This window comes from Paenalcaligenes hominis, assembly GCF_011927625.1.
GTDB classification, from domain to species: Bacteria; Pseudomonadota; Gammaproteobacteria; order Burkholderiales; family Burkholderiaceae_B; genus Paenalcaligenes; species Paenalcaligenes hominis.
On record NZ_JAATIZ010000001.1, the window covers coordinates 275,345 to 292,966 of the forward strand.

General features: G+C 49.4%; 15 protein-coding genes. 14 read left to right on the forward strand and 1 reads right to left on the reverse strand.

Annotated elements, in window-relative coordinates; translation table 11 throughout:
- Positions 1 to 3 precede the first annotated feature (3 nt).
- The 14 genes from GGR41_RS01315 (at position 4) to rpoD (ending at position 16,139) form a co-directional block, all read left to right on the forward strand.
- A complete protein-coding gene (locus GGR41_RS01315) occupies positions 4 to 642 on the forward strand; it encodes a YfgM family protein (RefSeq protein WP_167660299.1) in 639 nt (212 codons plus the stop codon).
- Entirely contained in the window at positions 639 to 1,799 is a 1,161-nt protein-coding gene (gene bamB / locus GGR41_RS01320) for an outer membrane protein assembly factor BamB (protein ID WP_371019817.1), read from the forward strand. Before GGR41_RS01315 ends, bamB begins: the two co-directional genes overlap by 4 nt.
- Entirely contained in the window at positions 1,796 to 3,172 is a 1,377-nt protein-coding gene (gene der / locus GGR41_RS01325) for a ribosome biogenesis GTPase Der (RefSeq protein ID WP_077733509.1), read from the forward strand. The genes bamB and der overlap by 4 nt, the downstream gene beginning before the upstream one ends.
- Positions 3,173 to 4,246 (forward strand): histidinol-phosphate transaminase, encoded by a 1,074-nt coding sequence (hisC, locus tag GGR41_RS01330; RefSeq protein WP_167660301.1) that lies wholly within the window; start codon positions 3,173 to 3,175, stop codon positions 4,244 to 4,246. It abuts the gene before it with no gap.
- Positions 4,247 to 4,350: 104 nt separating this feature from the next.
- The gene (gene hfq, locus GGR41_RS01335) at positions 4,351 to 4,587 is read left to right on the forward strand and encodes an RNA chaperone Hfq (protein WP_077733507.1); all 237 of its coding nucleotides are present in this window, start codon (positions 4,351 to 4,353) and stop codon (positions 4,585 to 4,587) included.
- A gap of 81 nt (positions 4,588 to 4,668) precedes the next feature.
- The gene (gene hflX, locus GGR41_RS01340) at positions 4,669 to 5,766 is read left to right on the forward strand and encodes a GTPase HflX (RefSeq protein ID WP_167660302.1); all 1,098 of its coding nucleotides are present in this window, start codon (positions 4,669 to 4,671) and stop codon (positions 5,764 to 5,766) included.
- Positions 5,741 to 7,078, forward strand: a complete 1,338-nt coding sequence (gene hflK, locus GGR41_RS01345; protein ID WP_167660755.1) for an FtsH protease activity modulator HflK — start codon at positions 5,741 to 5,743, stop codon at positions 7,076 to 7,078. The genes hflX and hflK overlap by 26 nt, the downstream gene beginning before the upstream one ends.
- A gap of 9 nt (positions 7,079 to 7,087) precedes the next feature.
- Positions 7,088 to 7,969 (forward strand): protease modulator HflC, encoded by an 882-nt coding sequence (hflC, locus tag GGR41_RS01350; protein ID WP_167660756.1) that lies wholly within the window; start codon positions 7,088 to 7,090, stop codon positions 7,967 to 7,969.
- Between the two features lie 158 nt (positions 7,970 to 8,127).
- The gene (locus GGR41_RS01355; protein ID WP_167660303.1) at positions 8,128 to 9,291 is read left to right on the forward strand and encodes an ATP phosphoribosyltransferase regulatory subunit; all 1,164 of its coding nucleotides are present in this window, start codon (positions 8,128 to 8,130) and stop codon (positions 9,289 to 9,291) included.
- Positions 9,292 to 9,369: 78 nt separating this feature from the next.
- On the forward strand, positions 9,370 to 10,668 hold the full coding sequence (locus GGR41_RS01360; RefSeq protein ID WP_077733505.1) for an adenylosuccinate synthase: 1,299 nt from the start codon (positions 9,370 to 9,372) through the stop codon (positions 10,666 to 10,668).
- Positions 10,669 to 10,800: 132 nt separating this feature from the next.
- Positions 10,801 to 11,355, forward strand: coding sequence for a phosphoribosyltransferase (locus GGR41_RS01365; RefSeq protein WP_167660304.1), 555 nt, complete (start codon positions 10,801 to 10,803; stop codon positions 11,353 to 11,355).
- Positions 11,356 to 11,472: 117 nt separating this feature from the next.
- Positions 11,473 to 11,685 carry a 30S ribosomal protein S21 gene (gene rpsU, locus GGR41_RS01370; protein ID WP_077733504.1) on the forward strand — a complete coding sequence of 71 codons (213 nt, stop codon included), beginning with the start codon at positions 11,473 to 11,475 and terminating at the stop codon, positions 11,683 to 11,685.
- Positions 11,682 to 13,562 (forward strand): DNA primase, encoded by a 1,881-nt coding sequence (gene dnaG, locus GGR41_RS01375; RefSeq protein WP_167660305.1) that lies wholly within the window; start codon positions 11,682 to 11,684, stop codon positions 13,560 to 13,562. The genes rpsU and dnaG overlap by 4 nt, the downstream gene beginning before the upstream one ends.
- A gap of 270 nt (positions 13,563 to 13,832) precedes the next feature.
- On the forward strand, positions 13,833 to 16,139 hold the full coding sequence (rpoD, locus tag GGR41_RS01380) for an RNA polymerase sigma factor RpoD (RefSeq protein WP_229711103.1): 2,307 nt from the start codon (positions 13,833 to 13,835) through the stop codon (positions 16,137 to 16,139).
- A 64-nt stretch (positions 16,140 to 16,203) separates the two neighbouring features.
- On the opposite strand, the gene GGR41_RS01385 is transcribed toward rpoD, so the two are convergent.
- Positions 16,204 to 17,358 (reverse strand): benzoate/H(+) symporter BenE family transporter, encoded by a 1,155-nt coding sequence (locus GGR41_RS01385; protein ID WP_167660306.1) that lies wholly within the window; start codon positions 17,356 to 17,358, stop codon positions 16,204 to 16,206.
- Positions 17,359 to 17,622 lie beyond the last annotated feature (264 nt).

Sequence of the window (17,622 nt, forward strand, 5' to 3'; positions counted from 1 at the left end):
GTTATGGCATATGATCTAGAAGAACAGGAAAAAATTGACGCGCTAAAAGATTGGTGGGATAAAAATGGCACGCGCGTCGTCATTATTGCTTTTTTGATTGCCGCCTCCATTTTAGGATGGCGAGGTTATCAATGGTACGAACAACATCAAGCCACTAAAGCCATGGGGTATTTCGAGGCGTTAGAAACAGCAGCATTGCAAAATGACGAACAGTCCAAGACGCGTTTGCTAGCAGCTAGCGATGCGTTACGCAAAGACCATGCTAAATCCGCTTACACAAGCCGAGGTGTGTTGATTGCTGCTGAGTTCTTGCAAAAAGAGGGCGATTTGGATGCAGCTAAAGAGCAATTAACTTGGATTGCTACCCAATCACCCGAGCCCGCTATTGTGGGTGTGGCTCAATTACGTCTTGCTGGGGTGTTATTAGAGCAGCGCAGCTATGACGAGGCCTTGCAGCAATTGCAACAGCCCACAGCCGCTTACGAGGGGTTGTACGCAGATCGTCGTGGCGATGTGTATTTTGCTCAAGGTCAGCTTGAGCAAGCGCGCAAGGAATGGGAGCGTGCGGTAAATGCCTTGGCTGATGTGGCCTATGTGCAAATCGTACAGTTAAAAATAGATGCGTTAAGCAAGGAAAAGTGATGGCTAGATCTCTGAATCGTCGTTTGTTTCGTATTGCTGCAGTAGCCCTAAGCGTTAGCTTGTTGGGTGCTTGCTCTATGTTTTCAGCTAAAGACCCTCGGTTTGAGCCCGCTCCGCTCGTGGATTTCGAGGCAGGTGCTGCCGCTCAAATCCGTTGGTCTACGTCAATTGGTAAAGGCGCTGGTTTTGGTTTTATTCCAGCCGTGTCCGGAGACCGAGTATACGCAGCCACCCCATCAGGACAGCTTTCCCAAATAGATTTGCAAAGCGGTCGTGTGCTCTGGACTAAGAACGTTGCTAAACGTTTATCCGCAGGGGTGGGCGCAGATGGCACTACCGTGGCTGTCGCCTCTCAAGACGGTTCAGTTCTGGCTTTTGATAATACGGGCAACGAGCTGTGGCAGGTGAAAGCCAGCAGTGAAGTGAACGTACCGCCCGCCGTCGGGCACGGTGTAGTGGTGGTGCGTAGCTCTGATTACCGTATTCAAGCTTTTGACGTGCGCTCTGGCGAACTGCTCTGGAGCCTCCAGCGACCCGGCCCAGCGCTAGCCCTGAAAACCAACGTCAAGATGGAAATTGTTGATGGGTTGGTGGTTGCTGGCATGCCTAATGGCCGTATGATGCTGATTGATGCGGCGTCTGGGGCGGTGCAATGGGAGGGCGTAGTATCGCAATCCCGTGGGGCGACCGACCTAGAGCGCATTAATGACGTAGTAGGGGGGCCCGTCATTGTTGGGCCTTTGCTGTGCGGTTCGTCGTATCAAGGTCGGGTAGTGTGTTTTGATTTATCAGATGGCGGTGTGCCAGTGTGGCAAAACGACTTCTCCACCACTACCGGTATTACCACTGATGGGCGTTTGGTATTTGGCTCAAACCAACGCGATGTGGTCACAGCGTTTGCACTCGAGGAAGGTACTGTGGTGTGGTCCCAAGATGCGTTGCGTAATCGCAAACTATCAGGGCCTGCTGTAATTCATAATCAAGTGGCCGTGGGCGATTACCAGGGCTATGTTCATTTTTTATCTCGAAGCGACGGCCGCCTGTTAGGTCGGGTTGGCGTTGGTTCCGGAGCCATTGTTTCGCCTTTAGTTAGCACTCCTTTTGGTGTGCTCGTACAAAGCGGCAATGGTAATTTAGTATTGGTTGATGTCAATTGAAAAGCCTTGCTTTTAAACCTGTAGTCACTATTGTTGGGCGTGCCAACGTAGGCAAATCGACGTTATTTAATCGTCTGACCCGATCGCGCCAAGCATTAGTGGCTGATTTTCCCGGCTTAACTCGAGACCGGCACTACGGCGAGGGTCGTGTGGGTTCACGTCCCTATTTAATCGTGGATACGGGCGGCTTTGAGCCTGTGGTAAAAGACGGTATTGTGCGTGAAATGGCACGTCAAACCGAACAAGCTATTGCCGAGTCAGATGTCATTATTTTTCTGGTTGATGCCCGTGAAGGTCTCAATCGCCTTGATTTTGATATTGCAAATCAACTGCGTCGTAGTGGACAACCGGTTATCCTCGCCATTAATAAAGCCGAAGGCATGCGCTATGGTACAGCAGGGCTCGAGTTCCACGAGCTGGGCTTAGGTGAAGCGCATATTATTTCTGCATCGCATGGTGATGGGGTAGTTGATCTTATCGAGGCGGCCTTGGCATGTATTCCCGAGCCTGAAGTCGAGCCCGAGCCCGAGTTCGACCCCGAAGCACCCGAAGAAGCAGGGAGAACACACCGTATCAAGCTGGCCATTGTAGGGCGGCCTAATGTGGGCAAATCCACATTTATTAATGCCTTAATGGGTGAAGAGCGTGTAATTGCCTTCGATATGCCTGGCACCACCCGTGATGCCATCGAGATTGAGTTCGATTACAAAGGCACGCCGTACACACTTATCGATACGGCAGGCTTACGTAAGCGCGGCAAGGTATTTGAAACCATCGAAAAGTTTTCTGTGATTAAAACCTTGCAGGCTATCGAAGCCTCAAACGTGGTGCTGCTGATGCTTGATGCATCCACGGAAATTTCAGATCAAGACGCTAGCATCGCAGGCTTTATTCTGGAGTCAGGCCGAGCACTTGTAGTCGCTATTAACAAATGGGATGATCTCGATAGTTATAAGCGCGAGTGGGCTAAACGCGAGTATGCGCGTAAGTTGCGTTTTTTGGATTTTGCAAAAGTCAGCACGATCTCGGCGCTTAAAGGACAGGGCATTAGTCATGTAATGCGTGCTGTGAAAGGGGCTCATGCTGCGGCTTATCGACGCATGCCGACACCACGCTTAACACGTATTATTCATGATGCCGTCGAGCAGCAACAGCCGCCCCGCAAAGGCATCTTCCGTCCTAAATTACGCTACGCCCACCAAGGCGGCCAAAACCCCCCCATTGTGGTGGTGCATGGCAGTGGCCTAGAGGCGGTTTCTGACAGTTATAAACGCTACCTCGAAGGCCGTATTCGCGAAGCCTTCGACCTCGAAGGCACACCATTACGTGTCGAGCTGAAATCATCACGCAATCCCTACGTGGAGGATAAGTAATTGAGTCGTTTTTGGAGTGATCATATTCACGCCTTAGAGCCTTATGTGCCAGGCGAGCAACCTCAGCAAAAGATGTTGAAGCTGAACACAAACGAACATGCGTATGGCCCTTCGCCCAAAGTGTTCGAGGCCATTGCGGCAAAAAACCAGGCTGATTTACGACTTTACCCTTCGGCAGATAGCACCGAGCTACGACGTGCTATAGCTGAGCTGCATCAGGTGCAGCCCGAGCAGGTTTTTCTAGGTAACGGCTCAGACGAAGTGCTGGCGCACGTTTTTAATACGTTGTTCTTGCGTGACGGGCGTCCTTTACTGATGCCGGACATTACTTATAGTTTTTATAAAACTTACTGCACGTATTTTAACGTCCCTTACGAGCTACAGCCTTTAGCTGATGACTTTACCCTTCACGTCGACCAGTACACCCGTACGCGTGAAGTCAAGCCTGCGGCGATTATTTTTGCTAACCCCAATGCTCCGACAGGTATTGCCTTAAGCCTAGACCAAATTGCTGAGATTGCCCAAGCTAATCCAGACAGTGCGGTGGTGGTAGATGAGGCCTATGTGGATTTCGGTGCAGACAGTGCCATTGCATTACTAAAAAAGTTTGACAATATTGTTGTCATTCATACGCTGTCTAAGTCTTATGCATTAGCAGGCTTACGTGTGGGTTACGCCGTGGCTAGCGCAGACATTGTGGTGGGTTTGCAACGAGTTAAAGACAGTTTTAATTCTTACCCGCTAGATACCCTTGCTCAAGCGGGGGCCTTAGCCGCTATCCAAGATAATGCTTATTTTGATGAAAAACGTTTGGCTATTATCTCGAGCAGGGATAAACTGACAAAAGACTTACAGGCCTTAGGTTTTCATGTTCTGCCATCAAAGACCAATTTCGTGTTTGCCTCACATCCAGAGTTTGATGCAGCCCATCTTCATCAGGCATTGCGTGAGCGTCAAATCTTGGTTCGGCACTTTAAACAAGAACGAATTGAACAGTTTTTGCGCATAACCGTCGGAACCCCCGAGCAATGCGCTACACTACTTACTGCAGTACATGAAATACTAAGTGCCTAGTTAATTGAAAAGGCCAAGCTTGGCTGGTGGGGTGGTATAGTAAAACCACTCTACACTAATTGATTAAAACTAATTCAGATAACAACATAATTGGAGCCTAGCCAATGAGTAATAAAGGGCAAATACTACAAGACCCATTTTTAAACGCCCTACGCAAGGAACATATCCCTGTTTCTATTTATCTTGTAAATGGCATCAAACTTCAGGGCCAAATTGAATCCTTCGACCAGTATGTTGTGCTCTTACGCAACACGGTCACGCAAATGGTGTACAAGCACGCCATTTCTACAGTGGTTCCGGCACGCCCTGTTAACCTCAAGGCGGACGAAGACACTGAATAAATTGTTGAGCACTTCCTTTTGCACACCCGCTCAGACGCAATTTGCGTCGAGCGGGCATTTATTTTTTTGTAGGAGTAGCCCATGAAAGCGCTGATTATTAGTGTCAACATGGGCGAGCTGGATTACGAAGCCCACTCCGAAGAGTTCCATATGCTGGCCCAAGGGGCTGGTGCGGAAATCATGGGCACCGTAGTAGTAAAGCGAGAGCGACCCGATGCAGCCCTGTTCATTGGAAAAGGAAAACTCCAAGAAGCCGTTCTGCTCGCTGATCAATATGAAGTCGAAGTGATTTTGTTTGATCAAGCTCTTAGTCCTGCTCAGCAGCGCAACCTCGAGCGCGAGTTTAAACGCCGTGTCGTTGATCGTGTGCTGTTGATTTTGGACATCTTTGCATTACGTGCCCAAAGTCACGAGGGAAAGCTTCAAGTCGAGCTGGCTCAGTTGCAGCATTTATCAACCCGGTTAACCCGGATGTGGACTCACCTCGAGCGACAACAGGGGGGAATCGGCATCCGTGGGCCAGGTGAGTCGCAGCTTGAGCTAGATCGCCGTATGATTGGTATCAAGGTGCGAAAACTGCGCGAGCGCTTAGAAAAGTTAAATCGTCAGCGCCAAACGCAGCGTCGCGCTCGTATGCGTGGTAAAACACTGAATGTATCGTTGGTGGGCTACACTAACGCCGGCAAGTCAACGCTATTTAATGCATTGACTCAGGCTGGTGCATTTGCCGCCGATCAATTGTTTGCTACGCTGGATACCACGACCAGGCGAGTCTGGATCGAAGGGGCAGGGCAAGTCGTCGTATCGGATACGGTCGGCTTTATTCGCGATTTACCGCCTACGTTAATCGCTGCCTTTAGAGCTACGCTTGAAGAAACCATCCATGCAGATATACTTTTGCATGTGGTGGATGCATCTAGTCCACAAAAAGATGAACAAGTTCACGAGGTTAACAAGGTTCTTGCCGATATCGGTGCGAACCAAGTGCCGACCATTTTGGTCTATAACAAGATTGACTCCGCAGGGCTCACACCACGCTTAGAGCGTGATGAAAATGGGCGTATTGTGCGAGTTTTTGTCAGCGCTCTAGAAAGAGCTGGTTTAGACGACTTGCGCACAGCAATTGTTGAGTCAGGTCAAACACTGGAAAGTAATACATTCCATGACGAAAATTTATAACTTAAATGATCCCGGTTGGGGGCGTGACAACAAAGGGAGTGGTAATCAAAATCAACCACCACGCCGTCCTGATAACCAAGACTCGCCTCCTGATTTGGATGAGGTATGGCGCGACTTTAACAAGCGTCTAGGGTCTATGTTTGGCAAAAAAGAGGGCGGTGGCCCAACACCACCCCCCACAGGTGGAAACCGACCGCCCATAAAAGTGCCCAAAGGTTCCCCTAAATTATTCGCGGGCTTGATGATTCTAGTCATTGGCTTTTGGTTAGCCACTGGTTTTGTGATCGTCCAAGAGGGTCAAGTAGCGGTAGTGACACGCTTTGGTAAATACACCAAGACCCTAAACCCAGGCTTACAGTGGCGCTTGCCTAGCCCTATTGAGCATCACCAAGAGGTAAATATTGCACAGTTGCGTACGTTTGAAATTGGTTTCCGTGGCAGCTCACGCAATAAAGTATTGCCTGAGTCACTAATGCTGACGGCGGATGAAAGTATTGTGGATGTGCAGTTTGTGGTGCAGTATCGCCTAGAGCCAAATGGTGCCCCTGACTACCTCTTTAATACGGTGAACCCAGACGAATCCGTACGCCAAGCTTCTGAAACCGCCATGCGCGAGATCGTAGGCCGCAAGCCAATGGACTTTGTGCTGTACTCTGGTCGTACTGAGGTAGCTTCCGAGGTGCAGGTGCTTGCACAGCGCATATTGGATCGCTACAAAACAGGTATTCAAATCAGCACGGTGGCCATTCAAAACGTGCAACCGCCCGAGCAGGTTCAGGCAGCTTTCGATGATGCGGTCAAGGCCGGTCAGGATCGAGAGCGTCAAATTAACGAAGGGAATGCGTACGCAAACAAAGTCTTGCCCGAGGCCCACGGTCAAGTGGCTCGCATGCTGCAACAAGCCGAAGGGTACAAGGCCAAAGTCTTGGGTGATGCCCGAGGGGACAGCGCACGTTTCGATAGTATCGTTACCGAATATGCTAAAGCGCCAGGTGTGATGCGCGATCGTCTTTACATCAGCACCTTCGAAGACATCTTGTCCAGAACGAACAAGGTAATGGTAGATAGCAAGAACAACAACATGCTGTACTTGCCTTTAGATCAAGTCACAAAGAACGTAGCTCGTGACGCTGCACGGAGCTCTAATCCAGAACACGCAGCGGCGGCAGGCGCTGCATCGGACGCATCGAGCAACTCTAGCTCATCCACGCCGGCTAGCACTCCGCGTTCTGCACCTACACGAACTACGCCTTTACCTAGCTCTAACGATTTAGGTAACTTGTCTAATCCCTACTCACCTTATTCCCGCTAGGAGGTCATGATGCAACGTCTGTTTCCTGCTCTGATCGCATTGGCTATTGCTCTAGCGGTGCTGTCGTCTTCCCTGTTTGTTGTCAAAGAGCGTGATATGGCGCTGGTATTTGCACTGGGGGAGGTCAAAGAAAGTGTGACCGCTCCTGGCTTGTATTTCAAATTGCCACCGCCATTTCAAAACGTCGTGTTTTTAGATAAGCGTTTGCAAACCATCGAGTCCAAAGAACCCGAGCGCATTCAAACGGCTGAAAAGAAAAACCTCTTGATTGATTCGTACGTCAAATGGCGTATTGAGGATCCGCGTCTGTTCTACGTTACCTTTGGTGCGTCTGACCGCGGTGCTATTGAGCGTCTTCAGGCTCAAATTCGTGATGCACTCAACGCGGCTGTTAACGTTCGCACTGTAAAAGAGGTGGTTTCTGACCAACGTGACGCTATTATGCGCGAGGTATTGAACTCAGTTCAAAAACGAGCCGAGGCGTTAGGGGTGCGTGTGGTTGACGTGCGCTTACGTCGTATTGATTTTGCGCCTGAAATTTCTGAGTCGGTGTTCCGCCGTATGGAAGCCGAACGTAAACAAGAAGCCAACCGTTTACGTGCTACTGGTGCTGCAGAAAGTGAGCGCATTCGAGCTGAGGCCGACCGTCAACGCGAAGAGCTTATTGCTGATGCTTACGCTGAAGCCGAGGCCATTCGCGGTACGGGCGAGGCTGAAGCTGCGGATATTTATGCCAAAGCGTACTCTAAAGATCCAGAGTTCTATCGTTTCTATCGTAGTCTGGAAGCCTACCGCAACGCGTTTGGTTCTAGCAATGATACTTTAGTGATTAGTCCTGAGTCTGAATTCTTCCGCTTCTGGAAGAGTGATGCGGCCCAGCCAGCGAATTAATACGGGGCCAAGCGCTTTAGGCTTGGCTATTTCGATTTGCTTCGTATATACTAGTGTGTAAGTTTTTACACCATATCGCAGACGACTTGGAAGGCTTACGCCAACCAAGTCGTTTTTTTTTGTACTGCCTTAACATAGAAAAAGCGAAGGCTATTCTTATGTCAAATTGGTTACTGCCAGAAAGTTTGGCGGATGTGTTGCCTGCCGAAGCACGTCGTATCGAAGAGTTACGCCGCTACTTATTGGACTTATATCGTACTTATGGGTTTGAGCAGGTGGCACCACCTATCGCCGAGTACCTCGAGTCACTGCAAGCGGTGTCTGGGACTAAACTGAATTTGCGCACGACCAAAGTCGTTGATCAGCTGTCTGGTCGCACCATGGGGATACGCGCTGATATTACCCCACAGGTGGCACGCATTGATGCCCATTTGTTAAACCGCCAAACGGTAACACGTTTATGCTATTGCGGCTCGGTGTTGCACGCACGACCTCAAGGGCTGCTGGCTGATCGCGAACTGTTGCAAATTGGTGCTGAAATCTTCGGTTACGCTGGTGTCGAAGCTGACATTGAGATCATTCATTTGGCATTGGCTAGTGTGGCTCGTGCTGGCGTGAAAAATGCCCGGTTGGATTTAAATGTGCCAGCGATTGGGTCGGCCATTATTCAAATGGATCCAGTATTAGTTTCCCATACAGAAAATATTTTTGATTTACTCAGTGCTAAAGATATCCCTGGGTTGATCGAGCTGCATCGTCAACTTGGCTCTACACAAACGCAAAGCTTAAAGGCCTTGCTCGATTTGTGCGCACTCTATGGTGATGCGCAGGCGGTGCTAACCAAAGCACGTGCCACCTTGCCCAACGAAGCCGCTATTAGTGCTGCGCTTGACCAACTCCAAGCATTAGTCGAGGCGCTAAACGGGCATCAGTTAACCGTTGATTTGGCAGATATGGGTGGTAGCTCTAGCTACCACACAGGCGTGGTTTTCTGCATTTATGCCGATGGCTGGCATGATGCGTTGGTCCGTGGTGGGCGTTATGACGGTATTGGAAAAATGTACGGTCGAGAGCGTCCTGCTACGGGTTTTAGTATGGATTTACGCAAGCTGTCAGCTGGCTTGCCTGCGCCAAAAGCAGTATTCGCTATTCGCGCCCCATGGGGTGTAGACGACGCGTTGCAGGCCAAGCTAGATAGCTTACGAGAGTCGGGTGAAGTTGTAATTCAAATGTTGCCTGACCAGTCTCCAGTGGTAGACGAGTTCATCATTGACAGAGAGCTTGTTTCTATCGATGGACAATGGCAGGTACGGCCTTTGTAGGCGTAGTTGCAGCGTATTTTCAGGTTTTTAGCTATTAACTGGCCAGAGACATCCGGCCCTTTTTAATTGATACGTAACATGAACAGAAACATTGTGGTGATTGGCACCCAGTGGGGTGACGAAGGTAAAGGTAAGATCGTAGACTGGCTCGCCGAGTCAGCTAAAGGCGTGGTTCGCTTTCAGGGCGGTCATAATGCCGGTCATACCTTATGGATTAACGGTCACAAAACCGTTTTGCGTTTAATTCCTTCTGGGATCATGCATGACCACGTCACGTGCTACATTGGCAATGGCGTGGTGTTGTCCCCCGAAGCACTTTTAACTGAAATCAACGAGTTAGAGTCTGCGGGCATTAACGTGCGCGAGCGTTTACAGATCTCTGTGGCGTGTCCCTTGATTCTGCCTTATCACATTGCTGTCGATCAGGCCCGCGAAGCTCAGAAAAGTCCCGATAAAAAAATTGGTACAACAGGCCGTGGTATTGGTCCTGCTTACGAAGACAAAGTAGCTCGTCGTGCGTTGCGCGTTCAAGATCTCTACGACATGCCTTTGTTCGAAGAAAAGCTCATCGAGGTCTTGGATTACCACAATTTCATTCTGAAGAATTACCTTCATGCTGATACCGTGGATGCAGGCTACGTGCTAGAACAAGCCGTCCGTTACGCAGAGGCTTTAGAGCCAATGGTTGCTGACGTCACCAGTAATTTATATCAGGCCTCTAAAGCTGGGCATAAACTGTTGTTCGAAGGGGCGCAGGGCGCATTATTAGATATTGATCACGGTACTTACCCCTTTGTGACCAGCAGCAACTGTTTAGCAGGTGCGGCTTCAGCCGGTTCCGGCGTAGGCCCGCAGCAACTTAGCTACGTATTAGGTATTGCCAAGTGCTACACCACACGTGTGGGTTCCGGTCCTTTCCCTACTGAACTTCATGATGAAATTGGTACACGTTTAGCGGAAGTCGGTAAAGAGTTTGGTTCGGTCACCGGTCGTGCGCGTCGTTGTGGTTGGTTTGATGGCGCTGCCATGAAACGCACGGTCATGCTAAATGGCATCACGGGTTTATGCGTAACGAAACTAGACGTATTAGACGGTTTAGAAACCATTAAAATTGGTGTGGGTTACCGTTACAAAGGCGAGTTTTTGGATGTGCTTCCCTATGGCGCAGCCGCTGTAGCCGAAGCCGAGCCCGTCCTCGAGGAAATGCCAGGTTGGACCGAGTCCACAGTGGGTATCACCGAGTACGATAAACTGCCTGTGAATGCGCGCCGCTACCTAGAGCGCATTGCCGAGGTCTGCGAGGTGCCTATTGATATGGTGTCCACCGGTCCTGATCGCAATGAAACCATTGTATTGCGCGACGCCTTCACTAAATAACGCTAACCAAGCTTTATGCGCAACAAAGCGGCCTACGGGCCGCTTTTGTTTTAGTTAGCGTCTTTCCATATAGGGCAGATTGGTTTAACATTATGCACCATACTTCTGTTCACCAAATAGTTAGGATCGGCTATGAGTCTGCCCCCCAATACTGACAGCGACCTGTGGGTCAGCTGGGATCAGTACAACGAATTAATCGAGAAACTCGCTTTGCAGGTACACGAGTCAGGCTGGAAGTTTGACAAAATTGTCTGTCTAGCCCGTGGCGGCATGCGCGTAGGGGATGTGATTTCGCGTATTTACGATGTGCCACTAGGCATTTTAGCGACCAGCAGCTACCGCGAAGCCGCTGGCACCGAGCAAGGCAGTCTAGATATTGCTCAGTTTATTACCATTACTCGCGGTACCTTAGATGGCAATGTGTTGCTGATTGACGACATGGTCGACACAGGGATGACCTTCAAACGTGTGCGCGATCACTTGCGTACGCAATTTCCTGCCATCACCGAGTTACGCACCGGTGTATTGTGGTGGAAAGGACACTCTACCGTAACCCCTGACTACTATGTAGAGCAGCTGCCAACTAACCCATGGATTCACCAGCCTTTCGAGGACTACGATACGATTCGTCCTCAGCAATTAGAGGCCTGGATCCGCAAGGGAAAGAGCACTAAACAAGAGGATTGATTTTGACTACTAGCGCTTAATCATGCTAGTATCAGAGTCTAACCCTATTTTTCGTATCGTGCATGTTTTGTGTCTGCACGAATTGTTTAATTTTTTTACACAAGGCTTCAAAAGTACATGCCAATTGTTCGCCTGAAAGAAAACGAGCCTTTCGAGGTCGCAATGCGCCGTTTTAAGCGCACCATTGAAAAAACTGGTTTATTGACCGAATTACGTTCACGCGAATTCTACGAAAAACCGACTGCTGAGCGCAAGCGCAAGCGTGCTGCTGCTGTTAAACGTCACTACAAACGTATTCGCAGCCAACAGTTGCCTCCGCGTTTGTATTGATTCCTGATAGTTTTATTCAGGAACTGCTAGCGCGTGTCGATGTTGTCGATGTCGTTGGGCGCTACGTACAGTTACGCAAGGGTGGGGCCAATCTAATTGGCCTATGTCCCTTTCATAACGAAAAATCCCCATCTTTTACAGTCAGTCCCTCCAAGCAGTTTTATCATTGCTTTGGGTGTGGGGCTCATGGTAGCGCTATCAGTTTTTTGATGGCACATACAGGGGCTAATTTCCCTGAGGCCGTTCGCTCATTAGCAAGCGAGGTCGGTTTAACTGTGCCCGAATCTGATCGTTCTCCACGTCAACGTATTGCGGATCAACAACGCAAAGAGCAACGTTCGCAACACCAGCAAATTCTTGATGCGGCGCAGGAACATTACCTGCGGCAGCTAAAACAGCATAAACCCGCCCAAGAATACCTAAAAGGCCGAGGCTTAACGGGTCAAACCGCGTTACGTTTTGGTTTAGGATGGTCCAATGCCGATCGTCGCGATTTAGCGCGTGTGTATCCTAACTACGAAGAACCATTATTAGTTGAATCAGGGTTGGTGATAGAAGCCGAGGATGGGCGAAGATATGACCGCTTTCGAGCGCGTATTATGTTCCCCATCCGCAATCGCAAAGGTGATGTGATTGCATTCGGTGGTCGCTTAATTGCTCCTGGTGAACCTAAATATCTGAATTCTCCTGAAACCCCGTTGTTTTCCAAAAGTCACGAGCTCTATGGGCTATGGGAAAACAGACAAGGTATTCGTCAAGAAGGCTTTGTGACAGTGGTTGAAGGCTACATGGACGTAGTCGCCCTCTCGCAACAAGGTCTCAATAATGCAGTGGCCACCTTAGGGACAGCCACGACAGAACACCATATTCGTCATCTGATGCGCGCTAGTGATCGCATCATTTTTTGTTTTGATGGGGATAAGGCCGGTCGACGTGCTGCTTGGCGCGCGCTAACCACGTGTTTGCCACAACTGCGCGATGACGTGTCAATGCGCTTTTTATTTTTGCCCCCCGAGCACGATCCAGACTCCTATGTGCGTGAGTTTGGGGCCGATGTATTTCGTGACGAGGCAAAGCAGTCGGCTGCCTTGTCCACTTTTATGTTGGATGAGCTCAGTGCACGCCATAATTTGGACGAGGCTGAAGGGCGGGCGGCCTGTGTACACGAGGCTCTACCTTTATTAAGCACCTTGCCCGACTGCACACTAAGCACGCAGATTGAGCAAGAGTTTGCTCAATTAGTGCGCTTAACAATAGATGAATTGCAGTTACGTGTATTACAAAGCCAGGCTAGCAGTGCGACGCGACGTGAGGAGCCCGCTTTTATTGCGACGGTGACGCCGTCTGATACGGCGGCTAGTCCTGCAACCGTAACGCAAAGTGGCTCGCGTCCACGACGCGCTACCTCGCAGCGCTCACGGAGTACAAGCAGTTTGGGGTCTAAGTCTCGTACAGTTACACCGATAGCAAAACGGTTGTTGACGCTGTTAGCATCACAGCCCAGTTTAGCGCAAAGCGTAAGCCACGAAACCCTTGAAATTATTGTACAAAGCCCCACCTTAGTCTTAGTGCATGAGCTTATGGTAATTATTCATGAGACCCAAGCACAGCATATCGCAGCGCTATTACAAGCCGTTGAGCCCGACTCAGAGCTAGCGCATGTGCTGCACGGTGTAACGGCAGAGCTCATTAAAGACGATGAGAACCTCAAACTTCAAGCAGAGTGGGATGGGGCGCTGCGTCGGGTCGAGATCGATGTGATCAAACACGAACAGTCGGCCTTGGTGGCAGCAGGTTTGCCGGATGCAGCCTCTAGACAACGCTATCAAGACTTAAGCCGACGTTTAGCGCAGCTGCTTACTGCACCATCTGTTTAACTACAGTAAAATATTAGGTTTAGCACAGACTTTTTATATCGTGTGCTACGATTTTTAAGGAATAGCTACACGCATTTTAAAAGGCCCAACTGGCTTTATATCTCAGACGGATAACACAACTTGATTGCAGTAAATGACCTTGTGAACAGAGACAAGGGTTGAAATGATAAGGCGCAACAGGGGTTTGTACGTTTGTTTTACTTTTAAAAAGTGCGGTGTTATTCAGTTAACTTCACACCGTTACGGTGTTTTGCGTCAATGGGATTCAATATGACTCAATCGACTGGCAAGAAAGCGACAACTCGTTCTGTAACGATGGCAGCAGCTTCCGATTCGGACAGCACCTCTGTCAACGTCGACGCAGCACTTAACGAATCGCAAGACACTGCCGTAGCCAAAAAAGCGGCAAAAAAAGCAGTTAAAAAAGCGGTCAAGAAAGTAGCTGTAAAAAAAGTAGCGGCTAAAAAAGCAGCTCCTGCTGAGGCGGTAGACGATGCAGCCGATGACGAGGTCAGCACTGTAGCGAAAAAAGCAGTAAAAAAGGCCGTTAAAAAAGCCGCCAAAAAAGCGGCAAAAAAAGCTGTGGCTAAGGCCGCAGATGCGCCCGCAGCGCGCCGTGGTCGCCCGGCAAAAACCACCACGTTTGATGATGACGATCACATCGAAGAAAGTGATGAGGTCATTCCAGATCTAAAACCGGTGAAAAAAGGTTCCAAACGCGGTACTCGCGATGTGTTTGGTGGGCGCGGTCAGCTCACTCCCGAAGAACAAGAAGCACGTCGTAATCGCCTTAAAGCCTTAATTAAGCTAGGCAAAGAACGCGGCTACCTCACTTACGGCGAGATCAACGACCATTTGCCTGATGACTTGGTCGATGCCGAGGCCATCGATGGCATTATTGGTACGTTCAGCGATATGGGTATTTCGGTTTACGATCAGGCCCCTGACGCTGAAACCTTACTCATGAGCGATAACGCGCCTCTTGCTTCCAGCGACGATGATGTCGATGACGAGGCCGAAGCGGCTTTGACTACCGTTGATTCTGACTTTGGGCGCACCACTGATCCGGTTCGTATGTACATGCGCGAAATGGGGTCTGTCGAGCTTTTGACACGTGAAGGCGAAATTGAAATTGCCAAGCGAATCGAAGACGGCCTTAAGCACATGATCATGGCCATTGCCGCATGTCCTACTACAGTGAACGAGGTACTGGCCTATATCAACGAGGTGCGTAACGAGTCGCTCAGTATTGATGAGGTCGTAGATGGCTTAATTGATGACGAAGGCGAGGAATACGCCGGCTCGGGGGTAACCGACGAGGACGACGAAGGCCCTGCCGGTGGCATGAGCAGCAAACAGCTGGAATACCTGCGTACTAAATCACTCAAAAAATTTGATGTGATCCAAGACTGGTTCGAGAAAATGCGCGTGGCCTTCGAGTCCGAAGGGTATCGCAGCCCAGGCTATATTCAGGCCAAAGAAAACATTCTTAACGAATTCATGGGTATTCGCTTTACCGCCAAGATGGTGGAAAAGCTGGCTGATACGATGCGTGAACGTGTGGCCGAGGTGCGTGCCCTAGAGCGCGAGATTCTACAAATTTGTGTGACGCGTGCTGAAATGCCTCGTTCGCACTTTATCAAGAGTTTCCCCGGTAACGAAACGAACCTCGAGTGGGTCACGAACGAACTGGCAGCAAACCCGCCTTATGCGGAAATCCTAGAGCGTTATGTGCCGGCTATCCACGAAATTCAGGAAAAGCTGCTCGAGATCCAAGCTAGCGTGGTCTTGCCTTTGACAGACCTCAAGGAAGCCAACAAACGCATGCTTAACGGCGAAGCCAAAGCCCGTAAAGCCAAACGCGACATGACCGAGGCTAATTTACGTTTGGTGATTTCTATTGCGAAAAAATACACCAACCGTGGCTTGCAGTTCTTGGATCTTATCCAAGAGGGCAACATTGGGTTGATGAAAGCGGTAGACAAGTTCGAGTACCGTCGTGGTTACAAGTTCTCTACCTACGCGACATGGTGGATTCGTCAGGCAATTACTCGTTCTATTGCCGATCAGGCGCGTACCATCCGTATTCCGGTTCATATGATTGAAACCATCAACAAAATGAATCGCATCAACCGCCAAATTTTGCAAGAAACAGGGGTAGAGCCTGATCCTGCCACCTTGGCACAAAAGATGGACTTGCCCGAAGACCGTGTCCGCAAGATTTTAAAAATCGCTAAAGAGCCTATTTCTATGGAAACGCCTATCGGTGACGATGACGATTCCCACTTAGGCGACTTTATTGAAGACACCAACACCGTGTCTCCTTCCGATTCTGCGTTACATGGTTCTATGCGTGATGTGGTGAAAGACGTACTCGACTCGTTGACACCCCGCGAGGCCAAAGTACTACGCATGCGTTTTGGTATTGAAATGAGCACTGACCAAACGCTCGAAGAGGTCGGTAAACAGTTTGACGTAACGCGCGAGCGCATTCGTCAAATTGAGGCCAAAGCTTTACGTAAATTACGTCATCCAAGCCGAGCCGATAAGCTGAAGTCCTTCCTCGAAGGAAAATAATTTCCTTTGCCCTAGGCAAGAAAACGGCGCCCATTTGTGGGTGCCGTTTTTTTGTCGAGTTAAGTCAAGAGCGTGGTCGGGCATAATGAATTAACAGCCCCAGTACTAACCCCCAAAACGCACTACCCACATTAAAAAAGCTTAAACCCGATGCAGTCACTAAAAAAGTGAATAGCGTGCTTTCGCGTTGGTCTTCTTTTTCGAACGCACTTGCAAAGCTTTGGCTTAAGGTGCTGATCAAGGCAATGCCGGCTAAAGCCGTAATAAACGGGGCAGGTAATACGTAGAAAATCCCAATAATCGTCGCCCCTAATAAACCGCACAGTACATACAGGCCGCCTGCAAATACCGTTGCTTTGTAACGGTTTTCAGGGTTAGGGTCGGCTTCTGGGCTAAGACATAAAGCAGCGGAGATGGCAGCAAGGTTATAAGCAAAGCCACCAAAAGGGGCAAACACGACCCCAAGTAAACCCGTTACGGTAATAATAGGTGAGAGGCGCGGTTGATACCCAAAACTTTGAATCATCGCCACGCCAGGTAAATTTTGCGAGCTGAGTGTCACTAAAAATAAAGGCACACCCACCCCTAATAGCGCAGCGCTATTCCAAACAGGAGTCTGCCATCTAGGCAAAGCCCATTGCCAGCTGATGCTTTCGCTATGCCACGCACCTTGAGCGCTTAAAAAAAGAATGCCGGCAGTCAACGTAGCGATGATTGCCAGACGCGGCCAAATCCAACGAACCACTAAGTAGGCCAAGAGCATAACACCCACGAGCGCCTGGGCACTTTTATCCACATTAAAAAGTGCAATACCAAAATGCACTAAGATGCCCGCCAACATAGCGGCAGCGAGGTGAGGGGGGATCCATCGACTAAAGCGATGGAATAAACCACTGAGCCCCACTAACACCATCAGCGCCGAAGCAAAAATAAAGATGCCGATGGCTTCTGCATACGAATACGTGTGTAACGAGGTAGCAAGTAATGCGGCCCCAGGGGTAGACCAGGCGAGCAAAATAGGAACACGCGTGAGTAAGGACAGCACGATGGTGCCGCCTCCCACCCCCAGACCTAGCACTAACATCGCAGAGTTTAGCTGGGCTGCAGAGGCGCCAGCGCTTTGCGCGGCCTGCAACACAATAGCGATGGAGCTGGTGTAACCAACCAAAACAGCCAGAAAGCCAGCTGTGAGAGAGGAGTGAGACAAAGAGAGTTTCATAGCAATCGCGAGGGGGCTATCTTAAAAGAAATTACCGCAGGTAAGTAAATAGAGAGAAATTGAATAGCTTACATTAAGAAAAACTATGGGTGAAATAAAAAAGATGCGAAATGCGTGGAAAGCCTTGTCCTTTAGGCCGAGGAGGATGTCAACTAGTTAATTATGAACACGTTTTAATATTGGTTTGATGTATACATACTTTCTAGCTGCTAAGTCATGATAGCTACGTACAAATCCATATATTCAGAACGATTTTGGCATTCT

Excerpts from the sequence above, each read along its gene's own strand:
- GGR41_RS01315 (WP_167660299.1), top strand. The coding sequence starts at position 4 with ATGGCATATGATCTAGAAGAACAGGAAAAAATTGACGCGCTAAAAGAT.
- hfq (WP_077733507.1), top strand. The coding sequence starts at position 4,351 with ATGAGTAATAAAGGGCAAATACTACAAGACCCATTTTTAAACGCCCTA.
- hflX (WP_167660302.1), top strand. The coding sequence starts at position 4,669 with ATGAAAGCGCTGATTATTAGTGTCAACATGGGCGAGCTGGATTACGAA.
- hflC (WP_167660756.1), top strand. The coding sequence starts at position 7,088 with ATGCAACGTCTGTTTCCTGCTCTGATCGCATTGGCTATTGCTCTAGCG.
- GGR41_RS01355 (WP_167660303.1), top strand. The coding sequence starts at position 8,128 with ATGTCAAATTGGTTACTGCCAGAAAGTTTGGCGGATGTGTTGCCTGCC.
- GGR41_RS01360 (WP_077733505.1), top strand. The coding sequence starts at position 9,370 with ATGAACAGAAACATTGTGGTGATTGGCACCCAGTGGGGTGACGAAGGT.
- GGR41_RS01365 (WP_167660304.1), top strand. The coding sequence starts at position 10,801 with ATGAGTCTGCCCCCCAATACTGACAGCGACCTGTGGGTCAGCTGGGAT.
- rpsU (WP_077733504.1), top strand. The coding sequence starts at position 11,473 with ATGCCAATTGTTCGCCTGAAAGAAAACGAGCCTTTCGAGGTCGCAATG.
- rpoD (WP_229711103.1), top strand. The coding sequence starts at position 13,833 with ATGACTCAATCGACTGGCAAGAAAGCGACAACTCGTTCTGTAACGATG.
- GGR41_RS01385 (WP_167660306.1), bottom strand. The coding sequence starts at position 17,358 with ATGAAACTCTCTTTGTCTCACTCCTCTCTCACAGCTGGCTTTCTGGCT.